General features: G+C 64.9%; 20 protein-coding genes. 16 read left to right on the top strand and 4 right to left on the bottom strand.

Annotated features, from left to right (window positions below):
• Positions 1 to 52: 52 nt before the first annotated feature.
• The 3 genes from GT613_RS07545 to GT613_RS07555 all read right to left on the bottom strand — a co-directional run bounded on the left by GT613_RS07545 (position 53) and on the right by GT613_RS07555 (position 1,573).
• Positions 53 to 532, bottom strand: coding sequence for a helix-turn-helix domain-containing protein (locus tag GT613_RS07545; RefSeq protein ID WP_009306399.1), 480 nt, complete (start codon positions 530 to 532; stop codon positions 53 to 55).
• Positions 533 to 557: 25 nt separating this feature from the next.
• Positions 558 to 734, bottom strand: coding sequence for a type II toxin-antitoxin system HicA family toxin (locus GT613_RS07550; RefSeq protein WP_009607852.1), 177 nt, complete (start codon positions 732 to 734; stop codon positions 558 to 560).
• Between the two features lie 461 nt (positions 735 to 1,195).
• Entirely contained in the window at positions 1,196 to 1,573 is a 378-nt protein-coding gene (locus GT613_RS07555) for a VOC family protein (RefSeq protein ID WP_015761014.1), read from the bottom strand.
• Between the two features lie 691 nt (positions 1,574 to 2,264).
• Here GT613_RS07555 and GT613_RS07560 point away from each other — a divergent pair.
• The 9 genes from GT613_RS07560 (at position 2,265) to GT613_RS07600 (ending at position 13,124) form a co-directional block, all read left to right on the top strand.
• Positions 2,265 to 3,032 (top strand): ATP-binding cassette domain-containing protein, encoded by a 768-nt coding sequence (locus GT613_RS07560; protein WP_015761013.1) that lies wholly within the window; start codon positions 2,265 to 2,267, stop codon positions 3,030 to 3,032.
• A 3-nt stretch (positions 3,033 to 3,035) separates the two neighbouring features.
• Positions 3,036 to 5,609 (top strand): YhgE/Pip domain-containing protein, encoded by a 2,574-nt coding sequence (locus tag GT613_RS07565; RefSeq protein ID WP_009306395.1) that lies wholly within the window; start codon positions 3,036 to 3,038, stop codon positions 5,607 to 5,609.
• Positions 5,610 to 5,682: 73 nt separating this feature from the next.
• Entirely contained in the window at positions 5,683 to 6,342 is a 660-nt protein-coding gene (locus GT613_RS07570) for a TetR/AcrR family transcriptional regulator (protein WP_009306394.1), read from the top strand.
• Between the two features lie 418 nt (positions 6,343 to 6,760).
• On the top strand, positions 6,761 to 7,234 hold the full coding sequence (locus GT613_RS07575) for a hypothetical protein (RefSeq protein ID WP_009306393.1): 474 nt from the start codon (positions 6,761 to 6,763) through the stop codon (positions 7,232 to 7,234).
• 10 nt (positions 7,235 to 7,244) lie between these two features.
• Complete coding sequence (locus GT613_RS07580; protein ID WP_009306392.1) at positions 7,245 to 7,577, top strand: helix-turn-helix transcriptional regulator; 333 nt, start codon at positions 7,245 to 7,247, stop codon at positions 7,575 to 7,577.
• Positions 7,578 to 7,698: 121 nt separating this feature from the next.
• A complete protein-coding gene (locus GT613_RS07585) occupies positions 7,699 to 8,313 on the top strand; it encodes a hypothetical protein (protein ID WP_009607814.1) in 615 nt (204 codons plus the stop codon).
• Between the two features lie 110 nt (positions 8,314 to 8,423).
• Positions 8,424 to 10,253, top strand: a complete 1,830-nt coding sequence (gene glmS, locus GT613_RS07590; protein ID WP_009607833.1) for a glutamine--fructose-6-phosphate transaminase (isomerizing) — start codon at positions 8,424 to 8,426, stop codon at positions 10,251 to 10,253.
• Positions 10,254 to 10,450: 197 nt separating this feature from the next.
• Positions 10,451 to 11,014, top strand: a complete 564-nt coding sequence (gene acpS / locus GT613_RS07595; protein ID WP_009607805.1) for a holo-ACP synthase — start codon at positions 10,451 to 10,453, stop codon at positions 11,012 to 11,014.
• 451 nt (positions 11,015 to 11,465) lie between these two features.
• On the top strand, positions 11,466 to 13,124 hold the full coding sequence (locus tag GT613_RS07600; RefSeq protein ID WP_114516413.1) for a L,D-transpeptidase family protein: 1,659 nt from the start codon (positions 11,466 to 11,468) through the stop codon (positions 13,122 to 13,124).
• Positions 13,125 to 13,236: 112 nt separating this feature from the next.
• Here the strand turns inward: GT613_RS07600 and GT613_RS07605 are convergent, their stop codons facing one another.
• A complete protein-coding gene (locus GT613_RS07605; protein WP_009607902.1) occupies positions 13,237 to 14,115 on the bottom strand; it encodes an NAD(P)H-hydrate dehydratase in 879 nt (292 codons plus the stop codon).
• A 243-nt stretch (positions 14,116 to 14,358) separates the two neighbouring features.
• Between GT613_RS07605 and GT613_RS07610 the strand changes: the two genes are divergently transcribed.
• The 7 genes from GT613_RS07610 to GT613_RS07640 all read left to right on the top strand — a co-directional run bounded on the left by GT613_RS07610 (position 14,359) and on the right by GT613_RS07640 (position 23,344).
• Entirely contained in the window at positions 14,359 to 14,886 is a 528-nt protein-coding gene (locus GT613_RS07610; protein ID WP_035585933.1) for an HdeD family acid-resistance protein, read from the top strand.
• A gap of 147 nt (positions 14,887 to 15,033) precedes the next feature.
• Positions 15,034 to 17,160, top strand: coding sequence for an NAD-dependent DNA ligase LigA (gene ligA / locus GT613_RS07615; RefSeq protein ID WP_035586025.1), 2,127 nt, complete (start codon positions 15,034 to 15,036; stop codon positions 17,158 to 17,160).
• Positions 17,161 to 17,701: 541 nt separating this feature from the next.
• Complete coding sequence (locus tag GT613_RS07620) at positions 17,702 to 19,351, top strand: ABC transporter substrate-binding protein (protein ID WP_114519556.1); 1,650 nt, start codon at positions 17,702 to 17,704, stop codon at positions 19,349 to 19,351.
• A 229-nt stretch (positions 19,352 to 19,580) separates the two neighbouring features.
• Complete coding sequence (locus GT613_RS07625; RefSeq protein ID WP_009306383.1) at positions 19,581 to 20,564, top strand: ABC transporter permease; 984 nt, start codon at positions 19,581 to 19,583, stop codon at positions 20,562 to 20,564.
• Between the two features lie 166 nt (positions 20,565 to 20,730).
• On the top strand, positions 20,731 to 21,618 hold the full coding sequence (locus GT613_RS07630; RefSeq protein WP_226844453.1) for an ABC transporter permease: 888 nt from the start codon (positions 20,731 to 20,733) through the stop codon (positions 21,616 to 21,618).
• Positions 21,619 to 21,627: 9 nt separating this feature from the next.
• Complete coding sequence (locus GT613_RS07635) at positions 21,628 to 22,749, top strand: ATP-binding cassette domain-containing protein (RefSeq protein WP_009607912.1); 1,122 nt, start codon at positions 21,628 to 21,630, stop codon at positions 22,747 to 22,749.
• Positions 22,742 to 23,344, top strand: a complete 603-nt coding sequence (locus GT613_RS07640; RefSeq protein ID WP_009607916.1) for an ABC transporter ATP-binding protein — start codon at positions 22,742 to 22,744, stop codon at positions 23,342 to 23,344. Before GT613_RS07635 ends, GT613_RS07640 begins: the two co-directional genes overlap by 8 nt.
• Positions 23,345 to 23,362 lie beyond the last annotated feature (18 nt).

The following is a 23,362-nucleotide window of genomic DNA, read 5'->3' on the forward strand; positions in this document are numbered from 1 at the left end:
GCGGTGCGGCTCCCTCCTCGGTTTCGGGGGTGGGGTGCGAGGGACGGGCCGGCTAGGCTTCGAGCGCCTGCGGCCGGTCTTCCGCGCTGGCGGCGGGCTTGCGCTTCGGACGGCCTGCGCGAGGGCGCTCGCGCAGGCGGGCCTCCACGCTGTAGCCCGTCACCCAGGTGTTGTGCCCGTACTTGAACGACTCGAGGAGGCCGTCGCGGATCATGTGGCTGACGCGCGAGGGGGACACGCCCAAGGCGCGCGCGGCTTCGGCAGCCGTCATGCGGGGAATGGTTTCCAGCCCGGCATCGATGGCGACGGTGATGATCCGTCCGCCGTAGCGCGGCTCGTTGTCGAAGGTGGGCTCGGGAGTTGCCTCGTCGTGCATCGCGTAATCCTCAACGACGGTTTTCAGCCAATCGACCGCCATCTCGCACGCTTCGCGAAACGTGGCGCCCGACGTGCCGCCGCACTCGAAATCGAAGGGCCAGACGGTGTAGCGGCCCTCATCGAGGAACACTTCAAACTCGTACACGTGCTTCATGCTCGTCTCCTTCGGAGGGGGTGGGCTATTTGAGTCCGGCCTGTTTTTTCATGACTTCAAATTGCTGGTTTGAGATCTCGCTGTGTCGCTCGATAACGGTTCTTCTGCCGTCGGGATGCCTGAACTTGTCGTGATTCGTGCCCCCTTCGTTCTTGAAGCCGTTCTGCCGGAAAAACCTGACGACCTCTCTGCGCTTGACCATCCTATCCCCGATCCCTTTTATTGTCAATACTATTTATAATTTAGCAAGCTCGTGCGGTGCGTAAGGGTTTCATGCGACGGGCGGCCGAGTTGGATGCTTTCCGCCCGTCGCGTTTCGTACGGTTTGCAGCGGCGCCGAGCCATGGCCGTTCCCTGTCTCGCCGATGGCGGCGCCGCTGCAATTTACCGTGCTTCCATGATAACGACCTGGTCTTACGTTTTGATGGCGTGCGTCCAGCGCGGAGCACCTTCGAATCCAGCGCAACTGCCACGCGTTTCCAGCGCGGTTTCCACGTTTCGTGCAACCGTTTCCAACGCGGTTTACCCGTGCGTTGCCGAATATTCCAACGCGTTTCAAAAGTGCGGGCGGCACCCGCCTTGCGCGGATGCCGCCCGTTGTCATGAGGATTGTGGGGAATGGGGAGGCTGGATGCCTCGATGTTGCGAGAAGGGTGCGGGAGGCTACTCCGCGCGATCTGCTGGGAGGATTTCCAGCCAGCAGCCGTCGGGATCCTCGATGAAGTAGATGCCCATGCGCTCGTTCACGAAGCACACGCAGCCCATCTCCTCGTGTAAGGCGCGCGCGGCGTCCATGTCGTCCACCTCGAAGGCCAGGTGCGTGTCGCGTCCGCCGTTGTCGTAGGGCTCGGTGCGGCCGCGGTTCCACGTGAGCTCCACCTGGAAATCGGTCTTTTCGTTGCCGAGGAACACGTTTTCCCACGATCCGTCGTCGGGTCCCATGCGCCTCTGAACGGCCAGGCCCAGCGCGCGTTCGTAGAACGCGAGCGACGCGTCCAGGTCGAGGACGTGGATGCAGCGATGGATCATCTTCGCTTTCATGGCAGCTCCGTTTCTGCGCGAAATTGCGCGCATCCGCGCGCGGTTCGTTCGCTGGAAGTATACCCGAGATAACGGTTGCGGATCGACTTCGCGACGAAACCCCGGAGGGGGGCGGCGCTGCCCGGATGTTTCACGTGAAACATTTGTACGCATGGTTTGCGTCGAAGCGTTGACTCGTTGGGGACGGGGAATAGGGATGGGGATGGGGGTGAAGTGGAGATGGAGCCGAGCCGTTTTCGCGCGCGCTCGGGAAAAGCGGCGTCGTCGCGCTCCGGTCGCCACGACAGGTCGGTTCGTGTCGCGCTCCGGTCGTCGCAGCGGACCGGTCGTAGTCGCATGCCGGTTGTTATCGCGCGCCGGCTGTCGCGGCGGGTTGTCGGGGGGGGGCAATGAAGGTCCCGGGATGTTTCACGTGAAACATTTGTTCTTGTATAAGTAGGGCCGTCGATCGGTCGTGCGTCGTTCGCGTTTCCGCACACGCTGGGGCGCGGCGGCGGCAGCCGCGACCGTGCGGGACGCGTGGACTGCCGACGAGGCGCGGCAAGGGTGCGTGCCTCGATAAGAAGCGCGCTAGAAATGCGTTTCTCGCGAAACGCTTGCGCCTTCCGGCGCAGGTGCTATACTTTGATACAAAACTGACTAGTCAGTCAAAAAATGAAGGCTGACGAACGACGCGAAGGACGTGATGGGCATGCAGGAGAAGCCGGCTACCATCGAGCCGTGGGTGGATGGAGCGAAGCCGCCGTCGAAGGGGGCGGACGCGCTTCAGATGCGTCCGGAATCGGGCACGTTCGTGCGCGAGGGCGCCACATTCGCCGGCGCACCGTACATCAGCGCACGCGGGTTGGGGTTGAAGACGTACGCAGGATACGCGTACCGCGAAGTGGACGTTGACGTGCACAAAGGGGAGCTGGTTGCCGTGCGCGGGCGCAACGGCAGCGGAAAGACGGCGCTTCTGCTCACGCTGGCGGGCCGCATGAAGCAGACGGAGGGAACGTTGAACGTGGGCGAATTCGAGCTGCCGCGCCAGCGCTCGAAGGCGGAGCGGCACGTGGGCCTGGGGTTGTTCAGCGGGTTGAACGACCTCCAGGACAGCTTGACGGCGGCATATGCGTTGGGAGCCGAGTTCGAGCTGTACGGTCGTAAGCCGCGCCGCGAGGCGGTTACGGATTACCTGCGGCAGTGGCAGCTGGGCGACGTGGCGAACGTGCGCGTGAAAGATCTCACATCGCAGAAGCTCGCACAGCTGGGTATCGCGCTTGCGTTTGTGGGCGAACCCGATGCCGTGGTGGTGGACGACGTGGAGAGCCAGCTGACCATGTCGCAGTCGGAGGCTCTCGTCGATCTGCTGCTGGATGCGGCGCGCACGCGCAACGTCGCCGTCGTCGTGGGAGTGGTGGAGCGCGATCTGGCCGCCATGGCCGACGCGACGGTGTATCTGTCGAAGGATGGTGAGTAGCTCATGGCGTTCAAGGGACTCAGGTTCGCCGGCCTCGAATGGAAGAACATCACGGCATCGAAGATCATGTGGGTGGTCATCGCCGCCATAGCCATCATGCCGCTTCTGTACGGCGCGCTGTATCTGGCGGCGTTTCAGGATCCGTACGCGCGCCTGAACACGGTGCCCGTGGCCGTGGTGAACGAGGACAGGGGCGCGGTGATCGCCGCCGAGCAGCGCAACCTCGGTGACGATGTGGTGCAGCAGCTCAAGGATACCGACGACGGCCTGGGCTGGCACTTCGTGTCGGCCGACGAGGCGCGGAAAGGCCTCGAGGACGGCGAGTACTTCATGACGTGTACGATTCCGGTCGACTTCTCTGAGAGCATCGCCTCGGTCGACGGCTCCGCACCCGAGAAGGCCCAGTTGAAGATCGACTACAACCAGAGCGAGAACATGTTGGCGTCCCAGATCGGCGAGACGGTGTGGAAGGAAGTGCGCACGCGGGTGAGCGACACGGTGGCCGCCGAGTACTGGACGACCGTGCTCGGGCGCGTGGCCGATTCGGGCAAGGACATCCAGAAGGCCGCCGACGGTGCGGACGATTTGAAGAACGGCCTGATCACCGCACATGACGGAAGCGTTGCCATCATGTCGAATCTCGGCACGCTCAAGGACGGCGCGCTGACGCTGGACACCGGCCTGGGCAGCCTCGTCTCCGGCGCATCGTCGCTCGACGGCGGCTTGGGCACCTTGTCCGGCGGCACGTTCGCGCTGAAAGACGGAACGCAATCCCTCGTAGCGGGTGCGAACCAGCTGAAGGACGGTGCCGGCCAGGTCGCCTCCGGCGCGAGCGGCGTCGCAGACGGCGCCGGCAGGCTGCAGTCCGACGGCACCAGCAAGGTCGCCGCCGGCGCAAGCGAGCTGGCAAACGAGACTGCAGGACTCGATGTCCAGGCGGGGAAGCTGAACGACGGCGTGCAATCCTTAGTGGGCAGCATGGGCGATCTGGTTTCTTCGCTCGGGTCGGAAAGCGACTCCAAAACGCTCGTAGGGGGGTCGACCGCCCTCGTCGGCGGGCTGGAAAGCTTGGCGAACGAGCAGACGGGCGCGCCCGCATTGGCGGCTGGCATAGAAACACTGTCGGGCTCCCTCGGCAACTTGCAGGCGGGAGCTTCCGCGGCAAGCTCGTCTCTGGCGGGCGTGGATAAAGCAGCGATCATGGCAAGCGATATGAGCCCCGCCGATAAGGAAGCGCTTCTCAAAGCTATCGGGACGGCGCAGGCGTACCTGGACGGAGCTGGGGGGCAAACGGGCGTCGTCGAAGGACTGGGGCAGGCGAAGTACTCGACCGACACCCTGCTTGCGCCCGGCGCTCAGAAGATCGCCGACAACGCGCCGACGCTTCTGGCGGGAGCGCAGGCCGTCAACGGCGGTCTCGTGCAGATGCGCGATTCCCTCGTGTCGAAATCCTCCGACCTCCAGGATCTTTCCGCCGGCGCGAGCCAGCTCGCCCAGGCGGCTCCCGAGCTCGTCGCCGGCATCGGTCGCATCGACGCCGGCGCCAACGAGGTGAACGCCAACATGTCCTCGCTTGTAGCCGGCTCCTCGAAGGTGGCGTCCGGCGCCTCGCAGGTGAACGACGGCGCGTCCTCGGCGGTGTCGGGTGCGAACCAGCTCGACGACGGAGCGGCGCAGCTTGTCGATGGCGTCCAAGCAGCCAAGAACGGTGCGGGTCAGCTGGTTGCCGGCACGCAAAGCGCCAAGGACGGTTCTGCGCAGATCGCTTCCGGCGCCGTGCAGTTGGAGGAGGGCAGCGGTACGCTCGCTTCGGGTCTGACCGACGCAGTGGACGGCTCCGGCGAGTTGTCCACCGCCCTCGCAGACGGCGCGAAGACCGCCGCCGAGCAGACGACGAACATCGACGGCAAGTCCGAGGTGATGAGCGATCCCGTCGAGCTTGCGAACGAGTACTACACCACCGTGAAGAACTACGGAACCGGATTCGCCCCGTACTTCATGGCGTTGGGTCTGTGGGTAGGCGGTCTTGTGGCAGGGTTCGTGTTCAAGCCGCTCAACAGCCGCCTCATCATGTCGGGCGCGAATCCGGTCACGGTGGCGTTCTCGAACTACCTGCCGGTGGCGTTCTTCTCGCTCATCCAGGCCACGCTGCTCATGGTGGTGCTTCAATTCGGCCTGCAGCTGCAAATCGACAACGTTCCCGCGTTCTACGCTATGGGCTACCTCACGGCTCTCGTGTTCGCGGCCATCATGCAGATGCTTATGGCGGCGTTCGGGTTCCCCGGTAAGTTCGTCGCCATCATCCTGCTTATGCTGCAGCTGACGGCTTGCGCGGGCACGTTCCCCATCCAGACGACGCCCGACTTCTTCCAGGTTATCAACCCGTACATGCCCATGACGTACGTGGTGCAGGGCATGCGCCAGATCATGACGGGATTGGATTACGGCATCGTGGGCTTCGACTGCTTCGTGTTGTTCGCAATCGGGGCTGCGTGCTTCGCGCTGACGTGTCTTGTGGCGTATCGCAAGCGCACGGTGCGTATGGAGGACTTGCATCCGGTGCTGCAGCTCGGCTAGTTTCCGACCTGCTACACTGGGGAATGACAGACGAACGGCCCGGCGACGGACGCCGGGCCGCGGGGGTGATGCGATGATGGGAACGAAGCGAACCGAGAAAGCGTGCGCGACGCGCAAGCAGCTGCTCGAAGCGGCGTTGGCGGTGATCGGCGAGAAGGGGTACTCGGCGGCCACGGTCAACGAGATAGTCGATGCGGCCGGCGTATCGAAGGGCGTGGCGTATTATCACTTCAAAAGCAAGGCCGTCATGGCCGAGAGCATCCTGGAAGAGGGGATCGGCGGGCTCATCGAGGGCTTCGAGCGCATCGCTGCGGAGGCTCCCACCGCGCCCGAGGCGCTTACCGGCATGGTGGAGCTGTTCGCCACGAGCATTTTCGAGAACAAGGCGTTCGGGCGCTTCTTCGTGTCCGAGCTGTGGCGCGAGGGTCGCGTGTGGTCAAGGTCCATGCGCGACTACGAGGGGCGCTTGTTGGACGTGTTGGAGGGTCAGCTGGCGCGCGGTCAGAGGGAGGGCTTCATCCGGTCCGAGATCGATCCAGCGTTCGAGGCAGTGGCGCTGATCGGCATGGTGCTGACCACCACGCTGTACTACATCGGCGACGAGAGCCCGCTGCTGGGCGCGCCGTCTCACCAGCGCGCAGGGGCACAGGCGATCGGAGGCAAAAACGGTTTCATCGCGCGTATCGTCGATTTCGTCCGACACGCCAACGCCTCCCCGGGGGTGTTGGGGTAGGCGTGGCGAGAGCGTAAGCGGTTCGGAATTCGGCATCGTTCGCGATGTCGAATTTTTTGTTGCCCTGTACTTCGTGTCGATTCATATCGTAGAATGTGAACATGGATCAGAATAGTCAACATTTGAAAGGAGAAATGAATATGTTGTTCTACAGCGAAGGGTCTACGTTGGGTACTTGCGCGCTGATCGGCTTTGGCAGTCTCTGCTTCAATCTTGGATTTAGCTCCATGCCTCAGGAAAAACCAAACCTGGCTGCAGTTTAAGCAGTGTGGAAGGTGCAGCGTAGGCGGTACTTCGATAGTGGGTTGACTACTTATTCGGCAATTATTAGAGATCGGCAAGTAGCGTGACGAAAAGCATTCGGAAGATAGAGAAAGCTCTCGCTAAGCTCGAAGTGCTTGGTTCAAGGCTTAGTTGCTTGTTCTTGGTTGCTTTTGTCTTCGTTTGCGTTTTCGTAGCGCTGTTTTTAGTGGCCAAGGTAAGTGATTTCGCAGGTTCGGGCGAAGCTCTCGATGTGTCTTACCTCATGCAGCTGACGTTGAGCCTTCTCGATTTTGCGATCTACGGAGTGATTCTTTTGGTCATGAGAAGCATCGCGAAAGATGTAGCACAAGGTCGTTCGCCCTTCACCATTGCCCATGCTAATCAAATTAGAATCATCGCTTGGCTGTTTTTGACGGGATTTGTTCTCGGCATTTTGATATCGTCCGGTTTTGTGTCAGTTGCGAATGCTGGTGGGTTTCATATAGGACTTGCTTCGGATGAATCGGCCAACTATTCGGTTATTTCCATCGACGTCAAATCCGTCGTTGGGGCTGTCGTTTGCTTCTCGCTCTCTTCCGTTTGGAAGTACGGGGCTTTGCTGCAGGCCGATTCGGATGATTACCTGTAGGGGCTTGAATATGGCGAAGCACCTGATAGTCGAATTGGAAGCGGTGCTGCTCGAGAAGGGCAAAAGCAGCAAGGACCTCGTGCGCGCCACCGGGCACACGACCGTGAACGTGTCCAGGATACGCCAGGCGAAGATGCGCGGCATCAGGATGGACACCCTCATGGAAATCTGTCTCGAGCTAGATTGCCAGCCGGGCGATATCCTGAAGATCGTCACCGATGAGGAGTTCGATCGCCTCGTCGAAGAGCGTCGTAAAACGGGGGAGGCCCGCGTCAAGGCGGGCTTGAGGCGGACCGCCCCCGAGCGCGTGTACGAGATTGATTTGGATCTCGGGGGAGAGTAAGGGTTCCGTTCGCCGGAAGTGCCGGCTTCTTATCATCAAACGATAAAAATACTGATACCATTCCAGGCTGTCATTCTTGAATGAAGGAGGAATCACGGCTCGTCTCTCACTGTTTTTTCGCATGGTCGACGAAGGGGTCGTGTCCTTCTCGGTGGCGGCGAGCTTCTTGGCCGCCGTGCCCCTGTGCGCCATCCAGGGAAGCTGGCTTGCCGAGTGGTCTTTCGACCTGTTCTTCGCTACATGGATCTTGGCGTCCCTGGCGGCTTACCCTTTCGTTTGCGCACTGCTGAACGCTTACTTCCTGGCGGCTCTGCCTGTCGATCGCGAGCGGATGGCGGCCAGCGGGCGCATGGAGACGGCAACGATCGTCGCTGGGGCGTTCGGGCTGCTGTGCGCGGCGTGTCTGACGGATTCGTCTCGCATGGAAACGGTGTCGACGGCTGGGCGCACGTTCGTGGGCGCCGGCATGCTCGCGTGCCTGTTCTGGTATGCGACGGCTCGTTTCCGATCGAAATCGGCCGCGTCGCCGGGTTCGGAGGCTATGGCGGCGCTTTCGGCTTTGATCGTATCATCGACGACGTTCGGGCTGGTCTGCACGGTTGGGACGGGGCTTGTTTGGAAAATCCTCGTTCTGATGTACCCGCTCAATCTCCTGCTCGTCCTTGCGAAACTGGCCAAGGGGTCGAAGGACGCGGAGGCCGGCTTGTCGAACATGCGCCGCCGATTCCGTCGTTGACGAGAAAGATGCGTTTATTGAGCGGATGCGCGACTTCGGCCGACATGCATTCGCGCATGCGGAATCGGTGCGCTACACTATCGGCGAACCCGAGCACAAAGGAGCTAATCATGTGCGGAATCGTCGGATACACCGGAACGCGCCCCGTCAAGGACATCCTGATCGAAGGTCTGTCGCGACTCGAATACCGCGGCTATGACTCTGCCGGCATCGCCGTCGAGCAGGACGGCAAGCTGGAAGTCGTGCACTGCAAGGGGAAGGTGAGCGGCCTCGCGCAGCTCGTCGAGCCCCTCGAGCTGACCGGCACCTGCGGCATCGGCCACACGCGCTGGGCCACGCATGGCCGCCCCAGCGAGGCGAACGCGCATCCGCATACCTCCTGCGACGGCAGCGTAGCCGTCGTGCATAACGGCATCATCGAGAACTTCGCCGAGCTGCGCGAAGAGCTGGAAGGCCGCGGCCATACGTTCACGAGCCAGACCGACACCGAGGTCATCGCGCACCTCGTGGAGGAGAACCTGCGCGAAAGCAACGACCTCTTGCAGGCCGTGCGCGAGGCTGCCGACCGCCTGATCGGCGCCTATGCCATTGCGGCTATCAGCGACCAGGAGCCCGGCACCCTCGTGGCCGCGCGCAAGGACTCGCCGCTCGTGGTGGGGCTGGCCGAGGACGGCGCGCACGTGGCCTCCGATATCATCGCCATGATCGACGACACGCGCGACGTGGTGGTGCTCGCCGACGGCGATATGGCGAAGCTCACGCCGAATGCCGTCACGTTCTACAACGTGCGCGGCGAGGCGTACGAGCCCGAGGTGACGCACGTCGACTGGGATCTCGATGTGGCCGAGAAGGGCGGCTACCCCGACTTCATGTTGAAGGAGATCCACGAGCAGCCGCGCGTGATCCGCGACACGCTGGCGGGGCGCCTGGTGAACGGCGCGCTGTCCATCGACGAGCTGGACCTCACGCTGGAGGAGCTCAACCTTATCGACCGCGTGTACGTCATCGCCTGCGGCACGTCGTATCATGCGGGCCTCATCGCGAAGAACCTCATCGAGGGTTGGGCGCGCATCCCCACGGAAGTGGAGGTGGCCAGCGAATTCCGCTACCGTAACCCCATCATCACGCCGTCCACCCTGGTGGTGGCCGTGTCGCAGTCGGGCGAGACGGCCGACACGCTGGCCGCCATCCGCGACGCGCGCGTAAAGGGCGCGAAGGTGTTCGGCATCACGAACGTGGTGGGCTCGCCCGTGGCGCGCGAGAGCGACGGCGTCATCTACACGAAGGCCAACAAGGAGATCGCGGTGGCCTCCACCAAGTCGTTCCTGGGCCAGGTGGTGTCGCTCACGTTGCTCGCCATGCTGCTTGCCCAGGTGAAGGGCAAGCTCAAGACAAACCAGGTGCGCCTGCTGTTCCACGAGCTGGCCGACACGGCCGAGCAAGTGGAGCGCATCCTGGCCGATTCCTCGTCCATCGATGAGGCGGCGCGCGCGTGCAAGGACGCGGCCAGTGCGCTGTTCGTGGGCCGCGGCATGGGCGCCGCCATCAGTTACGAGGGCGCGCTCAAACTCAAGGAGATCAGCTACCTGCACGCCGAGGCCTATCCGGCCGGCGAGATGAAGCACGGCCCCATCGCGCTCATCGACGAGGGCTTCCCGGTCATCGCGGTGGCCACGAAGAGCCCCGTGTACGACAAGCTGGTGTCGAACCTGCAGGAGGCGAAGGCGCGCGGCGCCATGGTGGTGGCCATCGCCACCGAGGGAGACGAGGACATCCGGCACCATGCCGACCACGTCATCTACATCCCTAAGGTGCGCGACGCGTTCAGCGCCATCACGGCCAGCGTGCCGCTGCAGCTGTTCGCGCGCGCCATCGCCGTCGAGCGCGGCTGCGACGTGGACCAGCCCCGCAACCTGGCGAAATCGGTGACGGTGGAGTAACGGGGGGACCTGTGGGACCGCGAATCCGCACGGCGACGTCCAGTCGCTCGGACAGTCCTCGCTGCGCTGCGGAACTCGCTTGGTGGACGCCGCCGTGCGGATTCGCTCCGCAGGGGCCGGTACTCTGTCGGTGAATCGCCAGGTTGGATGCTGAGTCTTTAAACCGGTTTTTGGAATATGGGTGATTGGGGATTGTTGTGAGTGAGAGCGAGAAGAGCGTGACGGAGGCGGCTTCGGCGGCGTTCGAGGGCGTCGAGGGCGCGGTGGGACTTGGCGTGGACATCGTGGAAATTGCCCGCATGCGCCGCATCTTGGAGCGCACGCCCAGCTTTCGCGAGAAGGTGTTCTCCGAGGAGGAACGCTCCTACTGCGAGTCCACGGCGAACCCCGAGGTGCATTACGCTACGCGCTTCGCCGCGAAGGAGGCCGTGCTGAAGGCGCTGGGCACCGGGTTCTCGCGCGGCATCGCCAACCACGACGTGGAAGTGCGCCGCAACGCGAAGGGTCGCCCCTTCGTGGTGCTGCATGGGCGCGCTAAGGAGGTAGCCGACGAGCGGGGCGTGCGCGAGCTGCCGCTGTCGCTTTCGTACACGCACACCGACGCCGTGGCCTGCGCGCTCGCCATCACGGAGGAGTCGGTCCGCGCCCAAGAGGAGCGCGTGAACCCTATGGAGGAGCTGGCGAAGCAGTTCAAGGAAGCTCGTAGCCTGCTGGACGAGATGGACGCGCCGAAGAAGGCCTCCGAGGATCCAGCAAACTGATCGTCCCGCGCGAGGCGCGCCGTTTCGAGAGTTCGCGCGGCGCGCCTGCATTCGCGGGTCGCACGGGCGAGCCCTCCTCGTCGAGGTGCCTCGTCCTTCCCCTGCATGGAAGAGATTCAACGCTATGCATGATTTTTCGTCAGCGCCATGTACTTCGACCTGGGCTTTCCCTTTTTTGTCTCTGACAACAAGCTTCTAGAATCGTGCATAGCGCGCGATCTCTGCCATCCCGCCTCGTGTTCGCTGCTAGAGCATACGGACAAGCTCGTCCAGCCGCACGGCGGCCGACGCTAGGTGAAAAAGCGCACATGTCGCTCTCGGTCTCGTCTCGCCGCTCCCTTCGTCGAGCGTCTGAACCAATTCTTTATTTTGTTGAGTGAAAGGATTGAATTCCATCGGCGAACCTTCTAGTTTGGTTCGAACGAGCCATTGGCAAGCGAGGAGGCGCACGTTGACGCCAGAACACGAAACGCGCGGCAAGCACGAAGCGCAGCAACCGGCGCCGCAGCCAGCGCCGCGCCCGGCACCGCAGCGAACGCGGCGCATCGACTCGATCGACCCTCCCTTGGCCGACGGCGCGCCGGAAAGCTACGTGTCGTTCGTGCCCGCGTCGCGGGGCGGCCGACCGGGGCCGGTTCGCGGCGGGCGCCCGGAGTCGGCGGACGGCGGCCGACAAGGGTCGTCGAACCGGAAGCCTCCGTTCGCGAAGAAGACCGGGCTCATTGCGGGCGGCGCGCTCGTCGCCGTGATCGCGATCGTCTACCTGGCGGGCGCGCTCGTGTTCATGGACCGCTTCATGCCCAACACCACGATCATGGGCAAGGACGTGTCGTTGAAAACCACCGCCGAGGTTCAGGATCTGTTGACCGACGTGGCGAAAAGCTACCAGCTGAGCGTGTCGGGCGAGGGGTTCTCGCTGACGCTCGCCTCGTCCGACATGGGCACGGCCGTCAACAGCAGCAGCGTGACGGATGCCATGCACGCCGATGCCAGCCCGTGGGCCTGGCCGGTCGAGGTATTCACCGTGCACGACGAAACCGACAAGCTGGTCACTTCGAACGGCAAGCTGGACGAAGCCGTGCGGAAGGCCGTCGAGGCGTTCAACGAGCAGGCCGAAGCGCCGCGCAACGCCGGGCTCGACTACGACAGCGGCGGCTCTCGGTTCGTCGTGCGCGCCGAGACCGTCGGCACTGCGCTCGATGCCGATAAGGTGGCCGAGACGGTGAACGCGGCCGTCGCTGCGATGGGGTCGAGCGCGACGCTGTCCGAGGATGCGTTGCAGCAGCCCACGCTGCTGTCCGACGATGAGCGTCTGGCGAAGGCGGCCGATGAGGCGAACAACCTGTTGAAAGCCGATTTCTCGCTGAAGCTGGGCGATACGCCCGTGGCGCAGGTGAATGCCGATGCCATCGCCGGTTGGGTGCGCTTGCACGACGACGTGACGGTGGGCGTCGACGAGGGGCTGGTGGCAGCCTGGGTGCAGGATCTGGCTTCGGCGTGCAACACCTACCAGGCGCGTCGCACGTTCACGCGCGCCGACGGCAAGGAGGTGACCGTGTCAGGCGGCGTATACGGCTGGATCATCGACAAGGGCAAGCTGCAAGAGGCGGTGACGAACGGCGTGGGTTCCGCGCAGACCGGCGACATGGCCATCCCTTGCGAACAGGAGGCGGGCGCCTACGACGGGCTGCACGGACGCGATTGGGGCAAGCGCTACGTCGACGTCGATCTGACGGAGCAGCACGCGCGCTTCTACGACGACGAAGGCTCGCTCGCGTGGGAGTCCGACGTGGTCACCGGCACGCCGGACGGCGAGCACGACACCCCCGAGGGCGTCTACGTAATCAACGGCAAGGAGAGCCCGTCGAAGCTGATCGGCCAGATGAAGCCCGAGACGGGCGAGCCGGAATACCAGACCGAGGTGAAGGCCTGGATGCCGTTCGTAGACAACTACATCGGGTTTCATGATGCCGATTGGCAGCCCGCGTTCGGCGACTCGCGGTACAAGTCGGGCTACGGCAGCCACGGCTGCGTGAACCTGCCGCCGGAGAAGGCGGTGGAGCTGTACGACCTTATCAAAGTGGGCGACGTCGTGGTCAGCCACTGGTAGGATCGGCCGCCGCGGATCTCGCCGTGATCCTGACCGTGCCAAATCCCCCGTCCCTTTGACACACTCAGGACCGTGTCGAAGGGACGGGGGATTTGGCACGCTTCCTGCTCGCTCAGGACGACGCGCTCACGAGCTCGGCGATGGCGTCGGGGATGCAGGCGACGACGTCTTCCGCCGTCGCAGCGATGGTCGACCAGCGCGCCGCGGCGGCCAACCCGGCGCGGGCGTGCAGCTCGGCGCCCAGCACGGACGCCTCGAAGGGGTCGAGCCCCTGCGCCAGCAGCGCGGCCGTCATGCCGGCCAGCACATCTCCCGTGCCCGCCTTCGCCAACGCCGGAGTGCCGTGCGCCATGCGCACCGTCTGCTCGCCGTCGGAGAGGTACGTGACGGGCCCTTTCACCACGGCGATCACGCCATAGGCGAGCGACAGCGCCTCGGCGAGCGCGCAGGGATCGTCGACAGGCAGGTCGAAGGGGCGTGCGAGGCGCGCCGCCTCTCCGGCGTGCGGCGTGACCACGGTGGGGTTCCCGTTGAGGAAGCGCCGCCTCAGCAAGCGTCGCCCTTTTGCGGAGACGAGCGCGTCCAGGCCGGTGCCGTCCACCAGCACGGGCGCGTCGGCGTGCTTCAGCACGAAGTGAACGAGCTTCTCGGCTTCGACGTCTTCTGCGTCGAAGCCGCAGCCGACGAGGTAGGCGCGCGGTTTGCCGGGCTTCGCGGCCGGAAGGTTCGCCTTGAGAGCCGCGCGCGGGCGCACCACGAGCGAGGGCCGAAAGCCTTGCACGAGCGGGACGGCCGACGGACTGGTGAACACCTCGGTGTAGCCGGCGCCCATGCGCTGGCCGGCGTAGGCCGCCAGGCACGCTGCGCCCGGATAGCGCTCGCTGCCCACGATGGCGGCCAGCGTGCCGCGCGAGTACTTGTTCGCGTCGTCGGCCGGCAGCGGCACGAGGGCCACCAGCTCGTCGTTGCTGTATTCTCGAACGTTCTGCATGGTCGTACCGCCCTGTCTTCCGAGGAACCGCGTGCTCGCATTCTACCGCGTATCGCGCCTGAGCGCGACTGCGGGCCGAATCGGCGACAACGCGTCGAATTCGCCCGTAACCGTACGTAAACGGTTGCGCGAGCTGGGGGTTCGGAGGTGCCGCTGCGCTAGAATGGCGGTAAACAACCAAGGCGCCGCACCGGTTTTCGGACGCGTTGCGCGGCGCGGTCGCCGCGACCAAGGAGCAATCTCATGGATACGACCAACAAGCACGACTGGGGCCTCGTCATCGCGGGCGTCCTGCTCGTCATCTGCAGCATGTTCTTCCTTTTCGCGCCGGGCCTGGCGCTGGTCACCATCACGGTGATCGCCGGCGCGGCGTTCCTCGTGTCGGGCATCTTCGACATCGTCAACTACTTCCGCTTCCGCCGGGCCATGGACCTGTCGGGCTGGGCGCTGGCCTACGGCGCGCTCGACATCGTGCTGGGCATCCTGTTTTTGGTGAACCCGCTGGTGTCGGCCGGCGCGCTGGCGTGGTTCATCGGCGCGTTCTTCATCGTGTTCGGCGTGTTCGAAGCCGTCGGGGCGTTCAAAGTGCGCAACATGGGTGCGTCGATGTGGGGCTGGATGCTGTTCTCGGGCATCGTCGGGGCGCTGTGCGGCCTGACGTTCTTCATCGCCCCGGCCATGCTGGGCGTCTTCCTGTCGGTGTTCATCCTGATGCGCGGCGCATCGCTCATCTTCTACGGCTGGAACGCCGGCAAGGCCATGCTGGCGTAGCCAGGCGCGCGCTGCCGTGGAGCGTTTGCTGAAACGCCGAGCCGAGCGCGCAGCGTTTCGCGGCTCGTGGTAGAATTCCGAAGAAAACAGGCGAAGGCCCCGATCGTTTCGGGGCCTTCTTCCCGATTGCACGAAACGGTGGAGAACATGGCAGACGAACAGCAGACTTTGCTCGACGAGCAGGCGCTTGCGGAAGCGACCAGCGATCCGGCGGCGCGCATCGACGCGCTTCGGCGCGAGATCGAGCATCACAGCTACCTGTACTACGCCAACGACGCGCCCGAGATATCCGACGCCGCGTTCGACTCGCTCATGCGCGAGCTGCGCGAGCTGGAGGCCGCGCATCCCGAGCTGATCGACCCGTCCAGCCCCACGCAGCGCGTGGGCGGCTACGTGGGCGAGCAGTTCGCCCCCGTGCGCCACGCCCGGCGCATGTACTCGCTGGACAACGCCATGGACCTGGACGAGCTGGACGCGTGGATCGAGCGCGTGACCGAGGCGTTCGGGCGCATGGTGCCCGTGGTGTGCGAGCTCAAGATCGACGGCTCGTCCATCGCGCTGACGTACGAGGACGGCCGCTTGATGCGCGCCGCCACGCGCGGCGACGGCACCACCGGCGAGGACGTCACCGCCAACATGCGCACGGTGAAGGACGTGCCGCTGCGCCTGCGCGAGGGCGCGCTGGGCGGATTGCGCGACGCGGACGTGCCGGTGGAGCTGCGCGGCGAGGTGTACATGCCGAAGTCCAGCTTCGACGCGCTGAACGCCGCGGCCGTCGAGAACGGCAAGCAGGCGTTCGCGAACCCGCGCAACGCCGCCGCCGGCAGCCTGCGCCAGAAGGATCCGTCCATCACGGCCAACCGCGACCTGTCCACCTTCATCTACGCGGTGGCTGACGAGCGCGCCCTGAACGCGGAGGGCCAGTGGGAGCTTTTGGCGTGGCTGCGCGAAGCGGGCTTCCACGTGAACCCCGACGTGGAGCTGTGCGAGACGCGCGAGGCGGTGCATGCGTTCTGCGAACGCGCCGTGGCGCGGCGCGAGGACCTGCCCTACGAGATCGACGGCGTGGTGGTGAAGGTGAACTCGTTCGCGCAGCAGGAGTCGATGGGCTACACGGCACGCGCGCCGCGCTGGGCTATCGCGTTCAAGTTCCCTCCCGAGGAGAAGACCACGCTGTTGCGCGACATCACCGTGCAGGTGGGGCGCACCGGCAAGCTGACGCCCGTGGCCGAGCTCGACCCCGTGGTGGTGGCCGGCTCCACCGTGGCGCGCGCGACGCTGCACAACGAGGACGAGGTGCAGCGCAAGGACGTGCGCGTGGGCGACACCGTCATCGTGCGCAAGGCCGGCGACGTGATCCCCGAAGTGCTGGGGCCCGTGCTGGCGCTGCGCCCCGACGATGCCGTGCAATGGCAGATGCCGCGCACGTGCCCGTCGTGCGGCTCGCCGGTCATCCGCGAGGAAGGCGAGGTGGACTTCCGCTGCATTTCCATCGACTGCCCGGCGCAGGCGTTGGAACGCTTGCTGCACTGGGCCAGCCGCGGCGCCATGGACATCGACGGCATGGGCGAGGAGATCGTGTCGCGCCTGGTGGAGAGCGGCCGCTTGAGCGACGTGGCCGACTACTACACGCTGGACGAGATGGAGCTGTCGCTTCTGGACATGGGTCGCGTGAACAAGGACGGCGAGCCCATCCGCCTGGGTTCCACCGTGGCGAAGAAGCTGGTGGCCGCCATCGACGAGAGCCGCACGCGTCCGTTTGCCCGCGCGCTGTTCGGGCTGGGCATCCGCCACGTGGGCAAGACCATCGCCGAGCTGCTGGCGGCGGCGTACCCGTCCATCGAGGCGCTGATGGAGGCCTCGGAGGAGGATCTGGCCGCCATCGACGGCGTGGGCCCGAAGATCGCGCGCAGCGCGTATTTGTTCCTGCGCACGCCCGACAACGCCGCCGTCATCGAGCGCTTGCGCTCGCACGGCGTGGCGCTTGCGGACGAGGCCGCGGACGCGGGCGAGCAGCTGCCGCAGACGCTGGCGGGGCTCACGTTCGTGCTGACGGGCTCGCTCGTGGAAAGCGGGATGACCCGCGACGAGGCGGGTGCCGCGCTCAAAGCGCGAGGCGCGAAGGTCAGCGGCAGCGTGTCGAAGAAGACGAGCTTCGTCGTGGCAGGCGAGGCCGCCGGAAGCAAGTACGACAAGGCCGTCGCCCTCGGCGTCCCCGTGCTGGACGAAGCCGCCCTGCTGCGCATCCTCGAAACCGGCGAGGCTCCGGAGTAGGACGCCCGGGCTCCGTCGCGCCCCGATGTTTCACGGGGAGCATTGCTCGGATGCTCCGCTTGGTGCATGAGGCTCGACGAGGATCCGTCTCCGACGGATCCGATGTCCTGCGGATGACCCCCATGCATCCTTTTGCTTTCGAAAAGGCAAAAAGTCATCGAATTCGGAAGAAAGAGCGCTTACCGCAAGGTCTCGGATCGTTCTGGCAGGAGGAGGCGTTGTTGCGATCAGGCATTATGAGGAAAATCGTTTCGCGTCGCGATAGCGGGCTGCGCCCCGTCTTCCGAATTCGATGCTTTCTCGCCATCGGCTCCCTTGTCGGATGTCGGCAGAAGGAATCCGTCGATGTTTCACGTGAAGCATTCGTACGTTTGGCTTGCGTTCGCCCTTCTTCGTCTGCCGTTCGCCCGGGGGAGTTACGGAAATGAAATTCGTAACATTCGAAAGGAGCCCTCTCTGGTATAGTGTGTTACGCAATTCGAATACGTAACACCTATGGCGGATTCAAGGCGCCGAGGCGTTGAGGGAAGGGAACGGAAGCATGGCAACACTCACGCGACGCGATTTCGCGAAACTGACGGGTGCGACGGCGGCGACGCTGTCGTTGGGCGGGCTGCTGGCAAGCTGCGCGAGCGGCGAGGCCGAGAAGCCGGCCGAAGGCGCGACGGAAGGTGCGGCCGACAAGGCCTCTTCGCAGGTTATCGTCTCGATGACCACCGGATCCGAGCCGGCCGCCGGCTTCGACCCGATGGTGTCGTGGGGCTGCGGCGAGCACGTTCACGAGCCGTTGATCCAGTCAACGCTGATCACTACCGATGCGGACCTCAACTTCAAGAACGACCTCGCCACGTCCTACGAAGCGTCCGAAGACGGCATGACCTGGACGTTCGCCGTCCGCGACGACGTGAAGTTCACCGACGGCACCCCGCTCACGGCGCGCGACGTGGCCTTCACCATCAACGGCATCTTGAACTCGGAAGCATCCGAGTGCGACATGTCCATGGTGAAAGAGGCCGTGGCCACCGACGACGCCACCGTCGTCGTGCACATGGAGAAGCCGTTCAACGCGCTGCTGTACACGCTGGCCGTGGTGGGCATCGTGCCCGAGCACGCCTACGGCGACACGTACGGCGACAACCCCATCGGCTCGGGGCGCTACATGCTGGAGCAGTGGGACAAAGGCCAGCAGGTCATCCTCAAGGCGAACCCCGACTACTACGGCGAGGCGCCGAACATCCAGCGCGTCGTGGTGGTGTTCATGGAAGAGGACGCCTCGCTTGCGGCGGCGAAGTCCGGACAGGTCGACGTCGCATACACCTCGGCGACGTTCGCGGCTCAGCAGCCGAGCGGCTACGACTTGCTGAACTGCGCGTCGGTCGACTCTCGCGGCATCTCGCTGCCGGTGATTCCGGCGGGCGCTACGAAAACCGACGAGAAGGGCGAAGCGGCGGCCGGCAACAACGTCACGTGCGACCTGGCCATTCGTCAAGCCATCAACTACGGCGTCGACCGCGACAAGATGATCGACAGCGTGCTGAACGGCTACGGCACCGTGGCCTACAGCGTGGGCGACGGCATGCCGTGGTCCTCGCCTGATATGAAGTGCTCCACCGATGTCGAGAAGGCGAAGAAGCTGCTCGACGACGGCGGCTGGACGGCCGGTGCGGACGGCATCCGCGAGAAGGACGGCACGCGCGCTGCGTTCAACCTGTACTACTCGGCCGGCGACACCGTGCGCCAAGGTATCGCCGAGGAGTTCACCAACCAGATGAAAGAGCTGGGCATCGAAGTATCCATCAAGGGCGCCAGCTGGGACGATCTGTACCCGCATCAGTTTACCGATCCGGTGGTGTGGGGCTGGGGCACGAACGCGCCCACCGAGATTTACAACCTGTTCTACTCCAAGGGCACGGGCAACTACGCCTGCTACACGAGCGAAACCACCGACAAGTACCTCGACGAGGCGCTGGCCCAGCCTACTGTGGAAGAGTCGTTCGATCTGTGGAAGAAGGCTCAGTGGGACGGCCAGTCCGGCATCGCGCCGCAGGGGGACGCGCCGTGGGTGTGGTTCGCGAACATCGACCACTTGTACTTTGCGAAGGACAACCTCAAGATCGCGAAGCAGAAGCCTCATCCGCACGGACACGGCTGGTCGCTGGTGAATAACGTCGACCAGTGGTCCTGGGCGTAAGTCTATTGTGCTCGACGCGGGAGGGGCGGGCAACATCCAGTCGCTCGGCAGTCCTGCTCGCGCGAAACGCCCACTGGGCGTTTCGGCTCGTGCGGAACTCGCTTTGTGGATGCCGCCCGCCCCTCGCGCTGACTGCGGTGGACTTGCGCGTTGGGGGACTGGGCGCCGTTTGCGCTTGTTGAGGGGGATTGTTGTGAGGTTTTTTTACTAGTGAGGGTATAGTAGGCGCATGCCGCGATTTGTTGTTCGGAATATCTTGAAATTTCTGCTGCTCATGCTTGCGGTGAGTTTGGTTACGTTTGTGCTGGTCAGCGTTTCTCCTATCGATCCGGTGCAGGCGAACGTGGGGCAGACGGCCTATATCAACATGAGCGAGGCGAAGCGGGCGCAACTGGCCGAATACTGGGGTGTGAACACGCCTTTGTGGGAGCGCTACGCCAACTGGTTCGTCGACCTTCTGCACGGCGATCTGGGGACATCGCTGCGCTTCAATGCGCCGGTGATCGACGTCATCGCCACGCGGGCGGTGAACTCGCTGGCGCTCATGGCCACGGCTTGGGCGGTCAGCGGCGTGCTGGGCTTCGCGTTGGGCATCCTCGCGGGCGCGAACCGCGGCCGTCTGATCGACCGCATCGTGAAGGGGTACTGCTTCCTGTTGGCTTCGGTGCCCACGTTCTGGCTGGGGCTGCTGTTTCTCATCGTGTTCTCGGTGCAGCTGGGGTGGTTCCCGTTCGGCTTCTCGGTGCCCATCGGGGTGTCGGCGGCCGATGTGACCTTTGCCGACGCGCTGCATCATCTGGCGCTGCCAGCGCTCACGCTGTCGGTGATCGGCGTGGCGAACATCGCGCTGCACACGCGCGAGAAGACTATCGACGTGCTGGAAAGCGATTACGTGCGGTTCGCCCGTGCGCGCGGGTTGAGCACCTGGGGCGCCCTGCGCCACCACGGCCTGCGCAACCTCGCGCTGCCCGCGCTCACGTTGCAATTCGCGTCCATATCCGAGATATTCGGCGGATCGGTGCTGGTGGAGCAGGTATTCTCGTATCCGGGTCTGGGGCAGGCGGCCGTCACGGCCGGCCTCGGCGGCGACGCGGCGCTGTTGGTGGGCATCGCGCTATTCTCCGCCGCCTTCGTGTTCACCGGCAACCTGATAGCCAGCACGCTGTACGGCGTGGTGGATCCTCGCATGCGCAAGGGGGCTGCTCATGGCTGACGAGCGCGTTGAAACCTGCTTAACCTGCGAGTCCGCCGTCGGGTTCGGCAGTTCCCAGTCGCTCGGCAGTCCTGGCTCGCACGAAACGCCCACAGGGCGTTTCGGCTCGATGGGTGCGGCGCCGCGGAGCGAAGCGCAGCAAGTCCCCGAAGGGGAAACTCGCTTGGTGGGAACTGCCGAGCCCAACGGCTCCAAGGATGCCGCGCCGCCCCTTCTGCATGCTCCTCGCGCGGCTCGGGTGGGGAATAGGAGGTTGACGCTGGCGGCGTTTTTGGGTGCTTTGGCGGCGCTGGCGGCTGTGGTGGTCGCGGGGCTCGTCGTCGCGGATGCGGCTACGGCAACCGACTTCTCGATGAAGAACCTCGCTCCCAGCTTCGCCCATCCTTTCGGCACCGACTGGATGGGGCGCGACATGCTGCTGCGCACGCTGGCGGGGCTGTCCACCAGCGTGCTGGTGGGTCTTCTGGCCGCGGGCGTGTCGTCCATCATCGCGCTGGTCATGGGCGCGGTGGCGGCGCTGGGCGGGAAGAAGGCCGATGCCGCGGTCACCTGGCTCATCGACCTCATGCTGGGCATCCCCCATATCGTGCTGCTCATCCTCATCTCGTTCGCGTTGGGGAAGGGCTTCTGGGGCGTCACCATCGGCGTGGCCGTGACGCACTGGCCCAGCCTCGCGCGCGTCGTGCGCGCCGAGATCCTGCAGTGCAAGCAGTCGACGTTCGTGGCTGCGGCGCGGCGGCTGGGGCAGACTCCTCTGCGCATCGCGGCGAAGCACATGGTTCCTTACGTGCTGCCCCAGTTCATCGTGGGGTTGATTCTGCTGTTCCCGCACGCCATCCTGCACGAGGCCGCCGTGACGTTCCTCGGCTTCGGTCTGCCGCCCGAGCAACCCGCCATCGGCGTGATCCTCAGCGAGTCGATGGCGTACCTGTCGGCCGGCATGTGGTGGCTCGCCGTGTTCCCGGGTCTCGCGCTCATCGCGACCGTGCTGCTGTTCGACCTGGCGGGATCCAGCCTGCGCAAGCTCGTCGACCCGCACAGCGCGCAGGAATAGGAGGCCGTCATGGACGAAGCGAACCGCAAGAACCCGCTTGAAACGGACGGCAGGAACCCGCTGCCGGAGCATCTGGCCGCTCGCGAGCGCGCGCTGTACGAGGCCGCTGCCGAGCTGGAGCGCCTGACCGACCAGCTGTTCGGTGCGGAAGGCGCCGGCCGCGACTGCGCGATAGCGTCCGAGGATCCGATCGACGGCCTCGCGCCCGACGTCGTGCCGCACGAGGCTCTTTCGCACAAAGACGCGCAGGTGCACCACCATCATACGCACGCGCCCGTTTCCCGCCACGAGCACGGCCACCACCTGCTGCAGGTGGAGGACCTCAGCGTGGGGTTCCGCATGTACGACGAGGACGCCCCCTTCTTTCGCGCGAAGCAGCGCGAGGTCGAGGTCATCCATTCTTTAAGCATCTCCGTGCATGCAGGCGAGATCGTGGCCGTGGTAGGCGCGTCGGGTTCCGGCAAGACGCTTTTGGCCGATGCCGTGTTGGGGCTGTTCGAGCCGAACGCCACGGTGCGGGGCCGCGTCTGGTTCGACGGCGCGCAGCAGGATGCGGCGTCGCTTTCCGCGCTGCGCGGCCACGGCATCTCGCTGGTGCCGCAGAGCGTGAACAACCTCGACCCGCTCATGAAGGTGGGCCGCCAGGTGGAGGGCTTCGCGCGCGCACACGAGTCGCGCGCCGAGCGTCGTCGTCGGCGCGCGCAACTGTTCGAGCGCTACGGACTGCCCGAGGACACGGCGGGGAAGTATCCGCACGAGCTGTCGGGCGGCATGGCGCGCCGCGTTCTTTTGTGCTGCGCGCTCATGGACGACCCGCGCGTCATCGTGGCCGACGAGCCCACGCCCGGCCTCGACCTGGATCTGGCCGTGCGCGCGCTCGACGACTTCCGCGCCTTCGCCGACGCGGGCGGCGGCGTGATGCTCATCACGCACGACATCGAGCTGGCCCTGCGCGTGGCCGACCGCGTGGCGGTGTTCCGCGACGGCACGGTGGTGGAGGAGACGGCAGTTGCGAACTTCGCGTCTCCCGACCTGCTGCAGCACCCGTTCAGCCGCGAGTTGTGGCATGCGCTTCCCGAGCACGGCTTCGAGGCGCCGGGCGGGTCGACGGAAGGGGGCTCCCATGCTTGAGGCGCGCGGCATAACCTATGCGTACCCCGGCGCGCGCACGCCGCTGTACCGCGACTTCGACTTGGCCGTCGGCCCTGACGAGCGCGTCGCCCTCAGCGCGCCGTCCGGTTTCGGCAAGACCACGCTGTGCCGTATGCTGGCCGGATACGATCGTCCGCAGAAAGGCGAGATCCTCGTGGACGGCGCCCCGCTGCCGAAGCGCGGCACGTGTCCCGTGCAGCTGATCCTGCAGCATCCCGAAACCGCCGTCGACCCGCGCATGCGCATGAGTCAAACGCTGGCCGAAGCAGGAGAGGTGCCTCAGCGCTTGCTGGACGACCTGGGCATCCAGAAACGGTGGCTCGCGCGTTTCCCGCACGAGCTGTCGGGCGGCGAGCTGCAGCGCTTCTGCATCGCCCGCGCGCTGGCGGCGAACCCGCGCTACCTTGTGGCTGACGAGGTGTCCACCATGCTGGACGCCGTCACTCAGGCGCAGATCTGGCGTTTTCTCGTGGCGGAAACGCAGGCTCGCGGCATCGGCCTCGTGTTCGTGTCCCATTCGCACGCGCTCACCGAGCGCATCGCCACCCGCGTGGTGGATTTGGTGGCTCGCTAACGTTCTGTTCGGATAAAA

This window comes from Eggerthella sp. BIOML-A4 (assembly GCF_009875575.1).
In the GTDB taxonomy this organism is placed as follows: Bacteria; Actinomycetota; Coriobacteriia; order Coriobacteriales; family Eggerthellaceae; genus Eggerthella; species Eggerthella lenta.

Excerpts from the sequence above, each read along its gene's own strand:
- GT613_RS07560 (WP_015761013.1), top strand. The coding sequence starts at position 2,265 with ATGCAGGAGAAGCCGGCTACCATCGAGCCGTGGGTGGATGGAGCGAAG.
- GT613_RS07555 (WP_015761014.1), bottom strand. The coding sequence starts at position 1,573 with ATGAAAGCGAAGATGATCCATCGCTGCATCCACGTCCTCGACCTGGAC.
- GT613_RS07545 (WP_009306399.1), bottom strand. The coding sequence starts at position 532 with ATGAAGCACGTGTACGAGTTTGAAGTGTTCCTCGATGAGGGCCGCTAC.
- GT613_RS07605 (WP_009607902.1), bottom strand. The coding sequence starts at position 14,115 with ATGCAGAACGTTCGAGAATACAGCAACGACGAGCTGGTGGCCCTCGTG.
- GT613_RS07640 (WP_009607916.1), top strand. The coding sequence starts at position 22,742 with ATGCTTGAGGCGCGCGGCATAACCTATGCGTACCCCGGCGCGCGCACG.
- GT613_RS07620 (WP_114519556.1), top strand. The coding sequence starts at position 17,702 with ATGGCAACACTCACGCGACGCGATTTCGCGAAACTGACGGGTGCGACG.
- GT613_RS07585 (WP_009607814.1), top strand. The coding sequence starts at position 7,699 with ATGGTCGACGAAGGGGTCGTGTCCTTCTCGGTGGCGGCGAGCTTCTTG.
- GT613_RS07610 (WP_035585933.1), top strand. The coding sequence starts at position 14,359 with ATGGATACGACCAACAAGCACGACTGGGGCCTCGTCATCGCGGGCGTC.
- ligA (WP_035586025.1), top strand. The coding sequence starts at position 15,034 with ATGGCAGACGAACAGCAGACTTTGCTCGACGAGCAGGCGCTTGCGGAA.
- GT613_RS07570 (WP_009306394.1), top strand. The coding sequence starts at position 5,683 with ATGATGGGAACGAAGCGAACCGAGAAAGCGTGCGCGACGCGCAAGCAG.
- GT613_RS07625 (WP_009306383.1), top strand. The coding sequence starts at position 19,581 with ATGCCGCGATTTGTTGTTCGGAATATCTTGAAATTTCTGCTGCTCATG.
- GT613_RS07635 (WP_009607912.1), top strand. The coding sequence starts at position 21,628 with ATGGACGAAGCGAACCGCAAGAACCCGCTTGAAACGGACGGCAGGAAC.
- GT613_RS07565 (WP_009306395.1), top strand. The coding sequence starts at position 3,036 with ATGGCGTTCAAGGGACTCAGGTTCGCCGGCCTCGAATGGAAGAACATC.
- glmS (WP_009607833.1), top strand. The coding sequence starts at position 8,424 with ATGTGCGGAATCGTCGGATACACCGGAACGCGCCCCGTCAAGGACATC.
- GT613_RS07550 (WP_009607852.1), bottom strand. The coding sequence starts at position 734 with ATGGTCAAGCGCAGAGAGGTCGTCAGGTTTTTCCGGCAGAACGGCTTC.
- GT613_RS07580 (WP_009306392.1), top strand. The coding sequence starts at position 7,245 with ATGGCGAAGCACCTGATAGTCGAATTGGAAGCGGTGCTGCTCGAGAAG.